Annotated in this window: 14 protein-coding genes and 7 tRNA genes; all 21 read right to left on the minus strand. The window is 36.1% G+C overall.

Annotation, left to right across the window (positions count from 1 at the left end; genetic code table 11):
• Window positions 1-69: 69 nt before the first annotated feature.
• A complete protein-coding gene (gene fusA, locus WKS98_RS09150; RefSeq protein WP_498918734.1) occupies window positions 70-2,148 on the minus strand; it encodes an elongation factor G in 2,079 nt (692 codons plus the stop codon).
• Between the two features lie 26 nt (window positions 2,149-2,174).
• Window positions 2,175-2,645, minus strand: a complete 471-nt coding sequence (gene rpsG / locus WKS98_RS09155) for a 30S ribosomal protein S7 (RefSeq protein WP_498918736.1) — start codon at window positions 2,643-2,645, stop codon at window positions 2,175-2,177.
• Window positions 2,646-2,780: 135 nt separating this feature from the next.
• Window positions 2,781-3,191 carry a 30S ribosomal protein S12 gene (gene rpsL, locus WKS98_RS09160; RefSeq protein WP_055078613.1) on the minus strand — a complete coding sequence of 137 codons (411 nt, stop codon included), beginning with the start codon at window positions 3,189-3,191 and terminating at the stop codon, window positions 2,781-2,783.
• A 181-nt stretch (window positions 3,192-3,372) separates the two neighbouring features.
• Entirely contained in the window at window positions 3,373-4,137 is a 765-nt protein-coding gene (locus WKS98_RS09165; RefSeq protein ID WP_498918739.1) for an ABC-2 family transporter protein, read from the minus strand.
• Window position 4,138: 1 nt separating this feature from the next.
• A complete protein-coding gene (locus WKS98_RS09170; RefSeq protein ID WP_498918741.1) occupies window positions 4,139-4,906 on the minus strand; it encodes an ABC-2 family transporter protein in 768 nt (255 codons plus the stop codon).
• A gap of 1 nt (window position 4,907) precedes the next feature.
• Complete coding sequence (locus tag WKS98_RS09175; RefSeq protein ID WP_498918743.1) at window positions 4,908-5,822, minus strand: ABC transporter ATP-binding protein; 915 nt, start codon at window positions 5,820-5,822, stop codon at window positions 4,908-4,910.
• Between the two features lie 46 nt (window positions 5,823-5,868).
• On the minus strand, window positions 5,869-6,186 hold the full coding sequence (locus WKS98_RS09180) for a hypothetical protein (RefSeq protein ID WP_498918744.1): 318 nt from the start codon (window positions 6,184-6,186) through the stop codon (window positions 5,869-5,871).
• Window positions 6,186-7,148: a dipeptidase gene (locus WKS98_RS09185; RefSeq protein ID WP_498918746.1), complete on the minus strand. Its 963-nt coding sequence runs from the start codon at window positions 7,146-7,148 to the stop codon at window positions 6,186-6,188. The genes WKS98_RS09180 and WKS98_RS09185 overlap by 1 nt, the downstream gene beginning before the upstream one ends.
• A gap of 8 nt (window positions 7,149-7,156) precedes the next feature.
• Window positions 7,157-8,503, minus strand: coding sequence for an MATE family efflux transporter (locus WKS98_RS09190; protein ID WP_498918748.1), 1,347 nt, complete (start codon window positions 8,501-8,503; stop codon window positions 7,157-7,159).
• A 37-nt stretch (window positions 8,504-8,540) separates the two neighbouring features.
• Window positions 8,541-9,641, minus strand: coding sequence for a non-hydrolyzing UDP-N-acetylglucosamine 2-epimerase (wecB, locus tag WKS98_RS09195; RefSeq protein WP_498918749.1), 1,101 nt, complete (start codon window positions 9,639-9,641; stop codon window positions 8,541-8,543).
• Between the two features lie 4 nt (window positions 9,642-9,645).
• A complete protein-coding gene (locus WKS98_RS09200; RefSeq protein ID WP_498918751.1) occupies window positions 9,646-10,866 on the minus strand; it encodes a nucleotide sugar dehydrogenase in 1,221 nt (406 codons plus the stop codon).
• Window positions 10,863-11,987 carry a glycosyltransferase gene (locus WKS98_RS09205; RefSeq protein ID WP_498918753.1) on the minus strand — a complete coding sequence of 375 codons (1,125 nt, stop codon included), beginning with the start codon at window positions 11,985-11,987 and terminating at the stop codon, window positions 10,863-10,865. Before WKS98_RS09205 ends, WKS98_RS09200 begins: the two co-directional genes overlap by 4 nt.
• Before the next feature lie 111 nt (window positions 11,988-12,098).
• On the minus strand, window positions 12,099-13,295 hold the full coding sequence (locus WKS98_RS09210; protein WP_498918755.1) for a cation:proton antiporter: 1,197 nt from the start codon (window positions 13,293-13,295) through the stop codon (window positions 12,099-12,101).
• A gap of 111 nt (window positions 13,296-13,406) precedes the next feature.
• Window positions 13,407-13,483: transfer RNA gene (locus tag WKS98_RS09215), tRNA-Arg, on the minus strand.
• A 35-nt stretch (window positions 13,484-13,518) separates the two neighbouring features.
• Window positions 13,519-13,593, minus strand: a tRNA-Gly gene (locus tag WKS98_RS09220).
• Window positions 13,594-13,616: 23 nt separating this feature from the next.
• A tRNA-Val gene (locus WKS98_RS09225) sits at window positions 13,617-13,692 on the minus strand.
• Window positions 13,693-13,700: 8 nt separating this feature from the next.
• Window positions 13,701-13,775 (minus strand) — tRNA-Glu (locus WKS98_RS09230).
• Window positions 13,776-13,997: 222 nt separating this feature from the next.
• Window positions 13,998-14,074: transfer RNA gene (locus WKS98_RS09235), tRNA-Met, on the minus strand.
• A 3-nt stretch (window positions 14,075-14,077) separates the two neighbouring features.
• A tRNA-Thr gene (locus WKS98_RS09240) sits at window positions 14,078-14,153 on the minus strand.
• Between the two features lie 308 nt (window positions 14,154-14,461).
• Window positions 14,462-14,538: transfer RNA gene (locus WKS98_RS09245), tRNA-Asp, on the minus strand.
• 15 nt (window positions 14,539-14,553) lie between these two features.
• Window positions 14,554-14,741 (minus strand): hypothetical protein (locus tag WKS98_RS09250; RefSeq protein WP_498918757.1); only part of this gene is annotated, 188 nt, incomplete at its 5' end.

Consider the following 14,741-nt stretch of genomic DNA (forward strand, 5'->3'; position numbering starts at 1 on the left):
CCCTATGTTAACGTGCGGTTTGGTTCTCTCAAATTTTTCTTTTCCCATTTTAATCCTCCTAAATTGAAGTTATTCTTTATCTTTATCGCCTAATACTTTTTCTGCGATTGTATTTGGTACTTTTTCGTAGTGATCAAACATCATTGAATATGTTGCACGACCTTGTGTGTTTGAACGTAGGTCTGTTGCATATCCAAACATTTCTGAAAGTGGTACATATGCATCAAGTATGTGAACTCCGTTCTTAGGGTTCATTCCTTGAATCTTACCTCTTCTTGAGTTGATGTCTCCCATTACGTCTCCTAGGTATTCGTCTGGAGTTGTAATTTCTACTTTTTCCATTGGTTCAAGTAGTGATGGGCCTGCTTTTGCAAGGGCTGCTCTAAGAGCCATTGAACCTGCTATCTTGAAGGCCATTTCTGAAGAGTCAACGTCGTGGTATGAACCATCATAAAGTGTAACTTTGATATCAAGTACTGGGTATCCACCTAGTATACCGGATTGAGCTGCTTCTTCGATACCTTGTTGTACGGAACCGATGTATTCTTTAGGGATAACCCCTCCAACGATTGCGTTAACAAATTCAAATCCTGCGCCTGGCTCTTGTGGTTCAATCTTAATCTTAGCATGTCCGTATTGTCCTCTACCACCTGATTGCTTAATATATTTACCTTCAGCTTCTGCTTCTTTAGTGATAGATTCTCTGTATGCTACTTGTGGATTACCGATGTTAGCTTCTACTTTGAATTCTCTTAGTAGTCTGTCTACGATAATTTCAAGGTGTAGCTCTCCCATACCTGAGATTATTGTTTGACCTGTTTCTTCGTTTGTATGTGTTGTGAATGTTGGGTCTTCTTCTGCTAATTTTGAAAGTGCAACACTCATCTTTTCTTGTGATGCTTTTGTCTTTGGTTCGATTGCAACTGAGATTACAGGCTCTGGGAACTCCATCTTTTCAAGTACGATTTCGTTATCAGCGTCACATAGTGTGTCTCCTGTACCTGTGTCTTTAAGTCCTACAGCTGCAGCGATATCACCTGCGTAAACTGCGTCAACTTCTTCTCTCTTGTTTGCGTGCATCATTAGGATACGACCCATTCTTTCTCTCTTGCCCTTTGATGAGTTATATACATATGAACCAGCTTCTAATACTCCTGAGTAAACTCTGAAGTATGTTAGCTTTCCAACATATGGGTCAGTAACTACTTTAAATGCAAGTGCTGAGAATGGTTCTTCGTCTGAAGAGTGTCTTTCGACTTCTTCTTCAGTGTCTGGGTCTATTCCCTTGATTGAAGGTACGTCTAATGGTGATGGCATATAGTCTACAATTGCGTCAAGTAGTGGTTGAACACCCTTGTTCTTATATGCTGAACCACAAAGTACTGGGTTCATTGAAAGATTAACTGTTGCAGTTTTGATTGCTCTTTTAATCTCGTCTTCTGTGATTTCTTCACCTTCAAGGTACTTCATCATTAGTTCTTCGTCATGATCTGCTACGTTTTCAAGCAGATTTGCTCTATATTCTTCTGCTAATTCTTTAAGATCTTCTGGAACGTCTGTTTCTTCAATTTCTGTTCCAAGGTCGTTTTTGTAGATTATAGCTTTCATTCTAATAAGGTCTACACAACCTACGAAGTCTTGTTCAGATCCTATAGGTATTTCTAGAGGAACTGGATTAGCTCCTAATTTGTCTTTTATTGTTTGAATTGATTCGAAATAATCGGCTCCTGTTGCATCCATCTTGTTGATGAAGCAAATTCTTGGAACGCCATATTTGTCCGCTTGTCTCCATACGGTTTCTGATTGAGGTTCTACACCGCTCTTAGCATCAAATAAAGCTATTGCTGAGTCCAATACTCTAAGCGATCTCTCAACTTCAACTGTAAAGTCAACGTGTCCTGGTGTATCAATAATATTAATTCTATTACCTTTCCAAATACATGTTGTTGCAGCTGAAGTAATTGTAATACCCTTTTCTTGCTCTTGAACCATCCAGTCCATTTGAGCTGCACCGTCATGGGTATCCCCGATTTTATGGATTTTTCCAGTATAGTATAGAATACGTTCGGTAACAGTTGTCTTTCCGGCGTCAATATGAGCCATTATACCGATGTTTCTAGTATCTTTTAAAGAATATCCTCTTCCCATAAAAACTTATTACTCCTTCCCAGTAATTAGAATCTATAATGTGCAAATGCTTTATTTGCTTCAGCCATCTTATGAACGTCTTCTCTCTTCTTAACACTACCACCAGTGTTATTAGCTGCGTCTAAGATTTCTTTTGAAAGTCTTTCCACCATAGTTCTTTCTCCTCTTTTTCTAGAGTAAGTTGTTAACCATCTAAGACCTAGTGTTTGTCTTCTTTCTGGTCTAACTTCTAGAGGAACTTGGTAGTTCGCACCACCTATCCTTCTTGATTTAACTTCAAGAACAGGCATAATGTTGTTTAATGCTTTGTAGAATACTTCTAAAGCGTCTTCTCCAGTAGCTTCTGCTACTTTTTCAAAAGCACCATAAACAATAGCTTGTGCTACACCCTTCTTTCCGTCTAACATAATGTTGTTGATTAGCTTTGTAACCACTTTGTCATTGTAGACTGGATCAGGCATTACATCTCTCTTTGGTACATGTCCTTTTCTTGGCACTTCGCTTCCCTCCTTACTATTTAGTATTTCATTGGTACTCGACATATTTGTCATTGTCGCTGTGCTCAAATGTATATTAAAGTATAAACTGAATTTATCTTAAAATTTTAACATTGAAGCATCTTTTTCCATCTCTTATTTAGGCTTTTTAGCTCCGTATTTAGAACGTCCTTGCATTCTACCTGAAACTCCAGCAGTGTCTAGCGCACCACGAACGATGTGGTAACGAACCCCTGGTAAGTCCTTTACTCTTCCTCCTCTTATAAGAACAACGCTGTGCTCTTGTAGGTTGTGTCCGATACCTGGGATGTAAGAAGCAACTTCCATACCATTTGTTAAACGAACTCTTGCAACCTTACGTAGGGCTGAGTTAGGTTTCTTAGGTGTTACAGTTCTAACGGCAGTACATACTCCTCTTTTTTGTGGAGAGTTAACTGTTGTATTTCTTTTCTTCAAAGTGTTGAAATTAACAGATAAAGCCGGTGATTTTGACTTGTAAGTCTTACTTTGTCTACCTTTTCTAACTAATTGATTAATTGTTGGCAAATTTTTCACCTCCGTGTAATTATTTAGCAAAAAAATAGAAATGTCTAACATTTCACTTTTGCACCAGTACATTTTAACATTGAAGCTTGTCATTGTCAAGTTTTTCAATGGTTTTTACGTGGTTTTCACTTATTTTTTTCAAAGTGAGCAAAAATTAATGTAACATTTCTGATTTTTAATTTTAGCCGCCTTGGCTTTCATATTTTTTTATTCCAATTTTCCACATTATCATAAGTATAGCAACAAAAATTCCTAAGTACATTAACTGTTCTAATATAAGTGAAATCTTATCTTTTTCTTGAACTATTATACTTGGTATATAATAGATTCCAGCAAGTGGATTGTGTTTGAAAAATCCATCCCCAATTATCTTTAAGGGAAATATCTGTCCCGAAAATATTGCGAGTAAAAACCAAAATATATCTCTTAATGTGAGTACTGACTTGAGCCAAAAGGTAGAGATTCCTAAGATTCCAAGGACTGTAAAAAATAATGTAAATCCTAAAAACAGTGATAGCGTAAAAAATATTATATTATTTATATTTAAAGCTTTAAAAAATATCCCTACAGCTATAAAGCTTATAAGTCCCATGGGTAATGTTATTGTAACTCTTCCGACAGCAGAAAAATATCTACTTAATAAGTAATTTATGGGTTTTGTAATTGCAATATCTAAAGCGCCTGTGTTTATATCTTGAAAAATATAATAAACTTCTGCCATCAAATCCGAATAGGATAGCTGAACAATTTCAATGGTTATCAAATAAAATAGAATTTCCCTGAGTTCCATTCCTGACAAATCATTTTGAAATTTATATATATACTTCCATAGAAAAAATGGTATCAATATACTTATTGGAGCGTAGAGCATAGATGTGAAAAAGGTCAGAGCGTATTCTCTTGCTTTTAATATTTCTATCTTGGATCTATTTAAATATCTTTGCATTTTAACCTCCGTTTGAACTGTATTTTTTTATACAATTTCTGTAGACCTTTATAAATAGCAGGCATAAAATAAGGAAAGAAATTATAATATATCTTAATCCTTCAACTTTCTCGCCCATAAGCACTATTGTTGGAAAATATGTTGTAAGTGCTATTGGCACTACATAGGTCAATAGGTTTTGTAAGGTTTTAGGAAATATTTTTAGAGGATAATTTTTTGCAATGGAAAAATTAAATATCAAGTCTCTTAAAGTCGATATTTTTTCTATCCAAATGCTTAGCATTGTAATCATTCCATAAATCAAATGATAATATATATTTCCAAATATAAGTAATCCCATGCTTTTAAATACATTTATCATTTGTACGTCAATGTCAAATCTTGTTATTACATAGTAAATTCCAAATCCACCTATTATTATCTGCTGAACCATGTTTGTAAATGGTACTTTTTCCATAAGTATCATCATTAGCATATTCCTCGGTCTATACATATACTTGTCGAGACTTCCGTCCTGAACCATATATTCAAAATCCCTAAGCCCAAAGAATATTTCTCCTATACCAAGGGACAAAGTCCCCATCATTACCAACAAATATATGAGATTTCTATCTTTAATATTTTCTCCGGTAACTAAAAATATCATACTCCAGAAAAATATTATGGAATAGACGTTGAACAAAGCATACATAAATAGCATCTTTGCCTCGTTTGGATATGCTCTTATCTTTTTAATTTGAATTTTTATAGATGTTAATATCAGTTTCATATCAGTTACCATACTTCATACATATAACATCTTCCAGGGATAGTTCCTCCATGGTGTACTCTGAAAATTTAAATCTACTAAAATCCATTTTTTCAAGTTCTTTTAGATTAATAACGTATTCTGCCTTGTCAAAGATAATCTTATCTGGCTCAAAAGGAAACTCATTCTTCATTTCCACTGGTATTCTAACTTTTCTAAAATTATTTCTGTCTGCAAATTTATCAGGATCTCCATCGTAGATGATTTTGCCCTTTTCTAAGATAATAATCCTCTTGCAAAATCTCTCTATGTTTTTTATCTCATGGGTTGTCAAAAGTATGGTAATTTTGAACTCTCTATTAATTTCATCCAGAAAGTCCATAATATTTCCCTGAGTTACCACATCAAGACCAAGAGTTGGCTCATCTAAAAACAAAATTTTTGGCATATGAATTAGGGAAGCAACTATTTCGCATCTTCTCTTTTGTCCCAGGGATAACTTTCGAACTGGTATATGTAGTATTTCTTCAAGCTTTAAAATCTTTGTAAATTTTTCCATCCTATCTTTAAAGTCACTATCTGAAACTCTATAAACTTCCTTGTAATATTTAAAGGAGTCCAGCGGGCTTATATCAAAAAATAAAGTTGATTTTTGCCCCATGGAAACACCGATGTCATTCAGTAGCTCTCTTTCTCTCTTTGATGGATCGTGGCCATCAATAGATATACTTCCTGAATCCCTTTCTAGTATTCCAGTCATCATCTTTATTGTAGTTGATTTTCCCGCGCCATTAAGTCCTATTAGTCCAAGCTTTTCTCCTTCGTCCACTTTAAAGCTTATATCTTCTACAGCTTGAACTTTTACAGATTCCTTTTTAAAAAAACCTATGGATTTTTTATAGTCATAGGTCTTTGATACATTCTGTAGTTCTATCATTTGAATCTCCTGTATTTACTTTTTTAAAACTTCTATATTGTTTTTCTTAAGATTTCTTATTATCTTTATTGTCCGACTTTAAAAACAAAAGTATAAGCATTGATGGTATTGCAATTTGTAAAAGCAAAATAAAAGCTCCCACTATCGCCACAACAAAATCGCTCTTTCCCTTTGTTAAAAAGATGGACAAGATTATTATGGGAAGTAGCGCCAACGAAATTCTACTTATGTAGGCGCCAAACATCTTGTCCAAGTTTTTGAATTCGTCTTCATTTATCTTTATGTTTTCCAAGTAGTAACCTGTTGTTATGGATATAGTCCAAACAATTAAGTTAATTCCCCAGATTATATAAAAAAATTTCATTAGTAATACTCTTTGAAAAATCTTTCTACGTTCTTGTAGGCAATTTTATCTACCACATCAGCAGACACTCCATTCATGTTGAGGTAGTTTAAAAACTCAATCATCTTGTGTGGGTTTTTGATTTGAAACTCGCCTCCTATGCCGTCAAAGTCACTTCCTATTGCTACAAGATCTTCTCCTCCCACGTTTAACATATGTCTAATATGTTTTTCGTAATCACTAAAGGTTGCCGCCTTTTCTTCTGTTGCAAAGTGTGGACAGAGGTTAAGTCCTGCAACGCATCCTCTTTCTCCAAGGTCCTTTAGCTGTTTATCGGAGAGGTTTCTGGTTACGTCTGTAACTGCTCTTGCGTTTGAGTGACTTGCCATAAATGGTTTTGTGGTATTTTTTAACACATCTTCTATTCCATGTTCGTTTAAATGGGAAACGTCTATTATTATTTTTTGTTCTTCCATCTTTTTAATAACTTCAATGCCAAGATTTTTTAGTCCATAGTCATTGTCATAGCCTTCTAGTTTATGTGGAAAGCCTAGGGAATTTTCGTTGTTCCAAAGTAGTGTTATAAGTGTGATGCCCTTTTGTCTTAAAGTTTCTACATCTTCTACTTTTGAGATTAGCCTTCCGTCTTCTATGGTTGGAAATAGGCTTACTATGTTATTTTTCCTATTTTCTAAATATTCTTTGTAGTCTTTTGTAACTTTGAATTTGTCAGGATATTTCTCTTCAATGTGCTTATAAAAATCCAAACATTTTTCCACATAGTCCCAGTCGGTAATTCCCGCAAGGTTTACTTTTTCAAATTCTTCTTCGCTTGGAAGAAAAATTGCCATAAACTGTGCCTTCACTTCTAGGTCATGAAGCTCTTTAAGTCCAAGGTGGGACTTTTCTCCCTGGTATATCTCTTCTGGGTCTTTATTTTCAATATATTTCAAAACTGTGTCACAGTGTAAATCTATATACATAGGTCCTCCTAAATTTTTATATCCACCCACTTGCCCCTTCTAAATCTAAAAGACATTAGGATGTATCTTGTAAATTGGTCTGCAAGTATTCCAAGCCATATTCCCTTTAACCCGAGGTCCATTACAACTACTAAAAAGTAGGTTGCGAAGGTTCTTATTATAGTTACTGAGATTATTGATGCAAATAGTGTGTACTTTACGTCTCCTGCGGCTCTTAAACAACCACCGTATATTATTTGTGAAATTTGAAGTAGCAATATTATCATCAGGAATTTTGATATCATTACTCCCATTTTAATAATATGTTCCTCTTTGAAGTACAGCCTAAAGATGGATTCTCCAAATACAAATAGTATTAAGGAAAGTACTACTGATATACCAAGTCCAATGGTCTGACAAGTCTTACCATAGTTCTTCGCCTCTTCTTTTTTACCTGCACCTAGGGCAGAGCCTGTAAGTGCAACTGCTGCAACTTGCATTCCGTCGGCAAATGCAAAGCCAAGACTTAGTAAACTCATTCCTACATTGTGGGAAGCAAATGCGTCGGTACCAAGTTTTGCCGCCATCATTGCCGTTGCCATAAAGCCCACTCTAGCAGCAAGGTTTTCTGCTAACAAGTTTACTCCAAGTTTTGCAATGCTTATGGCTGTTTCTATTCCCGGTTTTATCTTTTCTTTTAACATGTACCTTATCTGTACAAAGGAATCCCTCTTGAACAGGGATCTTATACTCATTATTGTTGCAACTACCGTTCCAAGTACCGTTGCAATTGCCGCTCCTGCAATTCCTAGTTTTGGAAATCCTAAATTTCCTCCAATAAGTAAGTAGTTGAATATTATATTTACAATACTTGATACAAGGTTTGTGGTAAATGCAATTTGTGTATTTCCACTTCCCCTTTGTGCGGCGTTAATAACCATGCTTATGGTTGAAAATACCATTCCTCCCATGATTATTCTGAAATATATCATGGCTGGGACATGGGTGTCTTTGTTACTTCCTGAAAATTTTAGTAATGGTGATGCAAATTTCACCATTATTATAGTCATAAACACTACACATATCATGGTAATTACAAAGGCCGTAAGTAGAGCTTCGTTTGCCCTGTACTTGTCCCTTTCTCCCTTACGCCTTGCAACAAGGGCAGAAACTGCAACATTTATCGCAAAAAATAGCGTAAATCCAAAAAACTTTGGTTGGTTTGTAAGTCCAACTGCTGCAACTGCAAAGCTTCCCAGGGAAGACACCATGTAGGTATCTATTAGTCCTGCCATGGCTATGAAAAAACTTTCCAACACCGATGGCCAAGCCATTTCAAATGCGTGTCTATAATAAATTTTCTTTTCTTTTATCATTAACTCTTCCTATTCTAACCTTAACATAAGGATGTTTCTATTTAAAATAATTTTCTATTATGTCTGTTATATAAATGCTTGCTCTCCCGTCTCCATATGGATTTTGTGCCTTTGCCATCTTTTCGTACTCAGCTCTATCAGAAAGGATGTGCGTTAGCTCTTTGTATACTCTGTCTTCTTCTGTTCCAATTAGTTTTAATGTGCCCGCCGTGATTCCCTCAGGCCTTTCCGTGGTGTCTCTAAGTACAAGGACGGGCTTTCCAATTGCCGGTGCCTCTTCTTGAATGCCACCGCTGTCGGTTAAAATCAAGTATGAATTTTTCATTATATTGTGAAAGTCGAAAACGTCCACCGGTTCAATTAATTTTATATTTTCGTTGTCTGAAAAGACTTCCTTTGCAATCTGTCTTACTTTTGGGTTTAGATGTATGGGATATAGTACTGCGATGTCGTCATTTTCTTCCACAACTCTCTTTATGGCATTAAATGAAGACCTCATCTTTTCTCCCAAGTTCTCTCTTCTGTGCATGGTTAGAAGTATTAGCTTCTTATCCTTTGCAAAGTCTAGTTCACTGTTGTGATAATCGTCTTTTATGGTAGTTTTTAGGGCGTCAATAACTGTGTTTCCCGTTACGAATATACTCTTTGGATCCTTTTTTTCATTAATAAGATTTTCCTTCGCCTTTTGTGTTGGTGCAAAGTGCAAATCTGCCAATGATGAAATAGACTGTCTGTTGAATTCTTCTGGATATGGGCTATATTTGTTATATGTTCTAAGGCCCGCTTCCACATGTCCCACGGGAATATGGTTATAAAACGCAGTTAATGCAACCACAAAGCTTGTGGAGGTGTCCCCATGAACAAGTACCAGGTCGGGGTTTTCTTTTTTTAGAATGTCCTCCATGCCCTTCATTATGTTAACTGTAATATCTGTTAGGCTTTGGTCCTTTTTCATGACCTTTAAGTTATAGTCTTCTTTTATGTCAAATACTTCCATAACCTGGCTTAACATTTCATTATGCTGTCCCGTAAGTGTAACTACAGTTTTAAAATTTTTTCTCTTTTTTAGTTCAAGCACCAGGGGGCACATCTTTATTGCCTCTGGTCTTGTCCCAAATACTACCATTATTTTCTTCATATAATCACAGTCTGTAAACTTTATCCCCTTCTATTACATTTCTAGTGTCATAAACAACTTTATCTTTTAAAAGCTCTTGGTGTTTTACAATTTCATCATGGGCAACTAATACTACCACCATGTCAACTGAGTCTAAAAACTCATGTATGTCAAAGACTTGATTTTCTGTAATCTTTTCCTTTACCCATGGATCGTAAGTCTTTAGTGGATTTCCAAGATGTCTTTTTTGTAACTCCAATATTTGTAGTGTTGGTGACTCTCTTATATCATCTATGTTTTCCTTATAGGTAAGGCCATATAGTCCCACTCTTGATGCGTCTTTTATGCCCTCTTTTTGCATTATTTCGTAAACTTCGTTTAATACAAAGTTTGGCATTGAGTCATTAATCTGTCTTGCCTTATAGATTAGTTCTGTTGTTAGTGGATAGTCTCCTACTAAAAACCATGGATCCACAGGAATACAGTGTCCACCAATTCCAGGACCTGGTTTCAAAATGTTTACCCTCGGATGCTTGTTTGCAATTCTTATAACTTCATTTACATCAAGGCCACCTTGTTTGCAGATTTTTGCAAGTTCGTTTGCAAAGGCGATGTTCACGTCTCTAAAGGTGTTTTCAATTACCTTTGTCATCTCCGCAGTTGGAATATTTGTAAAGTTTATTTCTCCCTTGCAAAATGTCTTGTACACATCACTAACTTTTTTTGCTATTTCGTCGTTATCTGCCCCAATGGTTCTGGAGTTATTTATAAGTTCATATACCATATTTCCAGGGATTATTCTCTCTGGTGCATGGCATAGATGTATTGTCTTGTTGTGTTCACTGCTATAGCTTTCTACAACTGGTCTAATGTATTTGTCTATGGCTCCCGGAGACACTGTGGATTCAACAACTATAATGGAATCTTCCTTCGCATAGTCTAAAACAGACTCTACTGCTTTAACCACATATGAGCAGTCCAGTTTTTTTGTGCATTTATCATAAGGTGTTGGAGCTGTGATAATATACATATCTGTTTCTATAGGCAAAACTCCAAATTGTATATCCTTGCTTAATGCTTCTTTAAATAGCTCATCCATTCCCTTTTCTTCAAAGGTAAGTTTTTGCTCTTGAAGCTTCTTTACAGTAGTTTCTTTTATGTCTGTTCCATATACTTTATTGCCCGCCTTTGCTAACATTAAAGCGGTGGGAAGTCCTATATATCCCAATCCAATTACATTTATCATATATTCTCCTTCTCTCTTATGAGATTTAATAATCTTTCGTTATTCCTAGCAGGATTTAATTCTTTCCATGCTATCTCTTCATTATTTTGAATTTCTTTATAAAGCTTTTTATCTTTCATTAGCCTTATAACAACCTCTCTCATCTCCTCTGATGAAAGATGATTTACTGCAAAGCCCACCTTCCACTGTTCCACCAGTTCTTGCAAGTAGGTGTTTGTGGAGACAATTATTGGAAGCCTTGCAATAATGGATTCGTAGAGCTTATTTGGAAGCGCAATCCTTACATTTTTCATATCCGAATTGTACACAGAAAAGATTACGTCACAATTGGAGTAAAGTCTTGCAATGTCGTCATCGTAATAAAACTTACCATGGTACTCTATAAAGTCCTTTTGCTCTGCAAGCTTTTTAAAATAATCTCCATCCTCAAAGCCCGCCATTAATAGTCTTATGTCCAGGTCTTCAATGGCAGATACTAAACATTTTAATTCTTCAAGGTATCTTAGCCCTCCAATGTAGCCTATAGTGAACTTTCTATCAGCATTTTCTTCCCTAAGGGCCTCGTAGTCTTTAAAAAGCTCTGGGTTTGGAATATTTGGCATAAATATCATATTTTCTTTATTGAATTTACCTTCAAAGTGCTCCCAAAACTTCATGGATGTAATAATTAAAATGTCCACACTTTCGAGCATCTTCTTCTCGCTACTTTTGATGTAGGACGATATAACGCTCTCTAAAAAACCTTTCTTGTCATCGGTTAAGTACTTGTGTATGTCTGGAACTTCGTAAATTACCTTGCAATTAGGATTTACTTTTTTCTTATACTTATATGCAATCCTAAGCATGTCGAAGCTCTGTAGATGAATAAAGTCAGGCTTTTCCTCTTTTAGTTTTTCATAGGCAAGGCTTGAAAATTTGAATGTAGGAATAATCCTTTTTATAGGATTATTTCTATTTGCCTTCACAGATATTTTTATTTTTTTTATGTCATTTTTAAAGTCAAAGTTGTCTTCACCCTTGTCCCAATATATCGCAAAAGTTTCGTAGTGCTCCCTAACGAGATCTATTCTTTTTATAATTCTTGGATGAGGTGTGAAGTTAAGTAAAAAACAGTATTTCATTTTATCCTCTCTTGTATCATAGATAAAATTATATCACAAATAAGTGGCTTTGATAAAAGGTAGCTCAAATAAAAACAAAATCTGGGGTTAACCAGATTTTATTTTGATAAATTAATTTTGTTCCAACACCTTCATTGCAGTTCTGTCGATTAAAAATGCTCCAATAGGCGCTGTTAAAAGTATTCCTACAACTGCTACAGAAAGGATTATATCCCCTGATGCGATGCCCATAGAAAGTGGAACTGTACCAATGGCAGCTTGCACCGTTGCCTTTGGTAGGTATGAGTAGGTACAAAATATTCTTTCACGTGGTGTAAGTCCAGTTTTTGCAGTTGAGAGAATTACTCCAACGGTTCTAAACACCAATGCTATGGCAATAACTATAACAACCCCAATTCCAGAGTTAAAAGTAAATCTAATATCAACCGCCGCTCCTACAAGGACAAATAAAATTAACTCTGCCCCAATCCAAATCTTTCCAAACTTTTCAGAAAGCCTTTCAGAAACAATGTCGGGACTCTTTACTCTAATTGTAATGGCCATACTTAAAACTGCCAAAAGACCAGATATGGCAATATAATCCTTAACTAGGTCTTCCAATGAAACCAAAAAGAAAGATGTAGCAAGAATTATTATTACCTTAGTTGTGTTTCTAATATGAGTAGAGTTTTTAAATCGATATTCAAAAATATTGTAAAGTATAATTCCAAATATAACTCCAACGACTATTCCCATAACTATTGAAACGGGAATTTTTAATAACTCCATATAATTAAAAGAATTGTTTTGTGCAAGGCCTAAAAATGTTGAGAATAAAACAATTACAAATATATCGTCCATTGATGATCCTGCAAGAATCATCTGAGGAATTGCCTTGTCTGTACCAATTTTCTTTTCAATTAGACTTACCATTCTAGGAACTACAACAGCGGGAGACACTGCAGAAAGAACAGCACCCATAAGAGCCGCTTCAACTAATGGTATATTGAAGATAAGCTTTGCAAAGATACTATAGCCTATGATTTCAAAAGTTGCAGGCAAAAATGAAAGCAGTATGGCAGGCCTTCCAACTTTAATCAAGTCCTTTAAGTCCAAGGCAAGTCCAGCTTTTAAAAGTATAACTATTAACGCAATCTTTCTTAATTCTCCTGAAATACTTAAAAGTTTTTCATCAAACAAATTTAATACAAAGGGTCCTAAAAGAATTCCCGTAAGTATCATTCCAACAATTTTTGGAAGTTTTATTTTTTCACAAATACTTCCAGCTATTAGGCTCAATATTAGAGCAAGCGATAAAGATAAAATCATATTTCCTCCTAAAAATTATTCTCAATAAAAAAGCTGACAACTCCTGCGCTTGGCAGAAGTCATCAGCAAAATTGCGGTTTAGATTAACAAGGGAGAACTTCATTCCCATTATGGCGCGTCATAGAGGATTCGAACCCCTGGCCTTTCGGTCCGTAGCCGAACGCTCTATCCAGCTGAGCTAATGACGCATATAAGTAAAACTCAGAAATATTCTGAGTCTTAATGGAGCGGAAGACGAGACTCGAACTCGCGACCCTCGCCTTGGCAAGGCGATGCTCTACCACTGAGCCACTTCCGCATATTTTATTTGTACAATCAATATGGTGGGCGGTACAGGGCTCGAACCTGTGACCCCCTGCTTGTAAGGCAGATGCTCTCCCAGCTGAGCTAACCGCCCATATTGTATGGTGACCCTACCGGGATTCGAACCCGGGATACCGCCGTGAAAGGGCGATGTCTTAACCGCTTGACCATAGGGCCATAAAATATATGCATAATTTATGCTTATTGATTTGTTAAAGTTTATTTTTATAGCGGTTACCGCTTTCTAGACCTAACTTAGCGAACGTAGTGAGCTTTAGTAGGTCTGATGCAACCTGTTTCCCAAGAGGCGTAGCCGATTGGTAGAAACAGTCTGCTGACCATAGGGCCATATAAATTAGAAAGTTGAAGCGATATCACTTCAAACTTTCCAATTTGATTTGGTAGCGGAGAACGGATTTGAACCGCTGACACTGCGGGTATGAACCGCATGCTCTAGCCACCTGAGCTACTCCGCCACATGGAGCTGATGAGAGGACTTGAACCCCCAACCTACTGATTACAAGTCAGTTGCTCTACCAATTGAGCTACATCAGCATATTTATTTAGTTAGGGTACTTCTGCACCAACTTAAAAGTTACTATTAGATTATAGCATAAAGTTTAACAAAATAATAGTGTTTTCTTAACATTTTGCTTAATATGTTTTTAAAAATAAAATGGCGACCTTGATCGGGCTCGAACCGACAACCTAAGGCGTTCTTGACCTAACTTAGCGAACAAAGTGAGCTTTAGTAGGTCACATACAACCTGTTTCCCAAGAGGCGAAAGCCGATTGGTTGAAACAGTCTGTAAAGGCTCGCCTGGCACGCTTGCCCTATCTGTCTTATTTTAATAAAGTAATTTTGGCGACCTTGATCGGGCTCGAACCGACGACCTCCAGCGTGACAGGCTGGCATTCTAACCAACTGAACTACAAGGCCATATGTCTTTTTACTTTAATTAAAATTTATTGAATTATCTACTGTTAAATTTAAATGTTGGGTACCAACTTCTAGACCTAACTTAGCGAACTTTGTGAGCTCTAGTAGGTCTGATGCAACCTGTTTCCCAAGAGGCGTAGCCGATTGGTTGAAACAGTCTGCTGAACTACAAGGCCATACATCTTTATACTTTATTAAATTTT

The organism is Lagierella sp. ICN-221743 (assembly GCF_037890055.1).
Lineage (GTDB): Bacteria > Bacillota > Clostridia > Tissierellales > Peptoniphilaceae > Mediannikoviicoccus.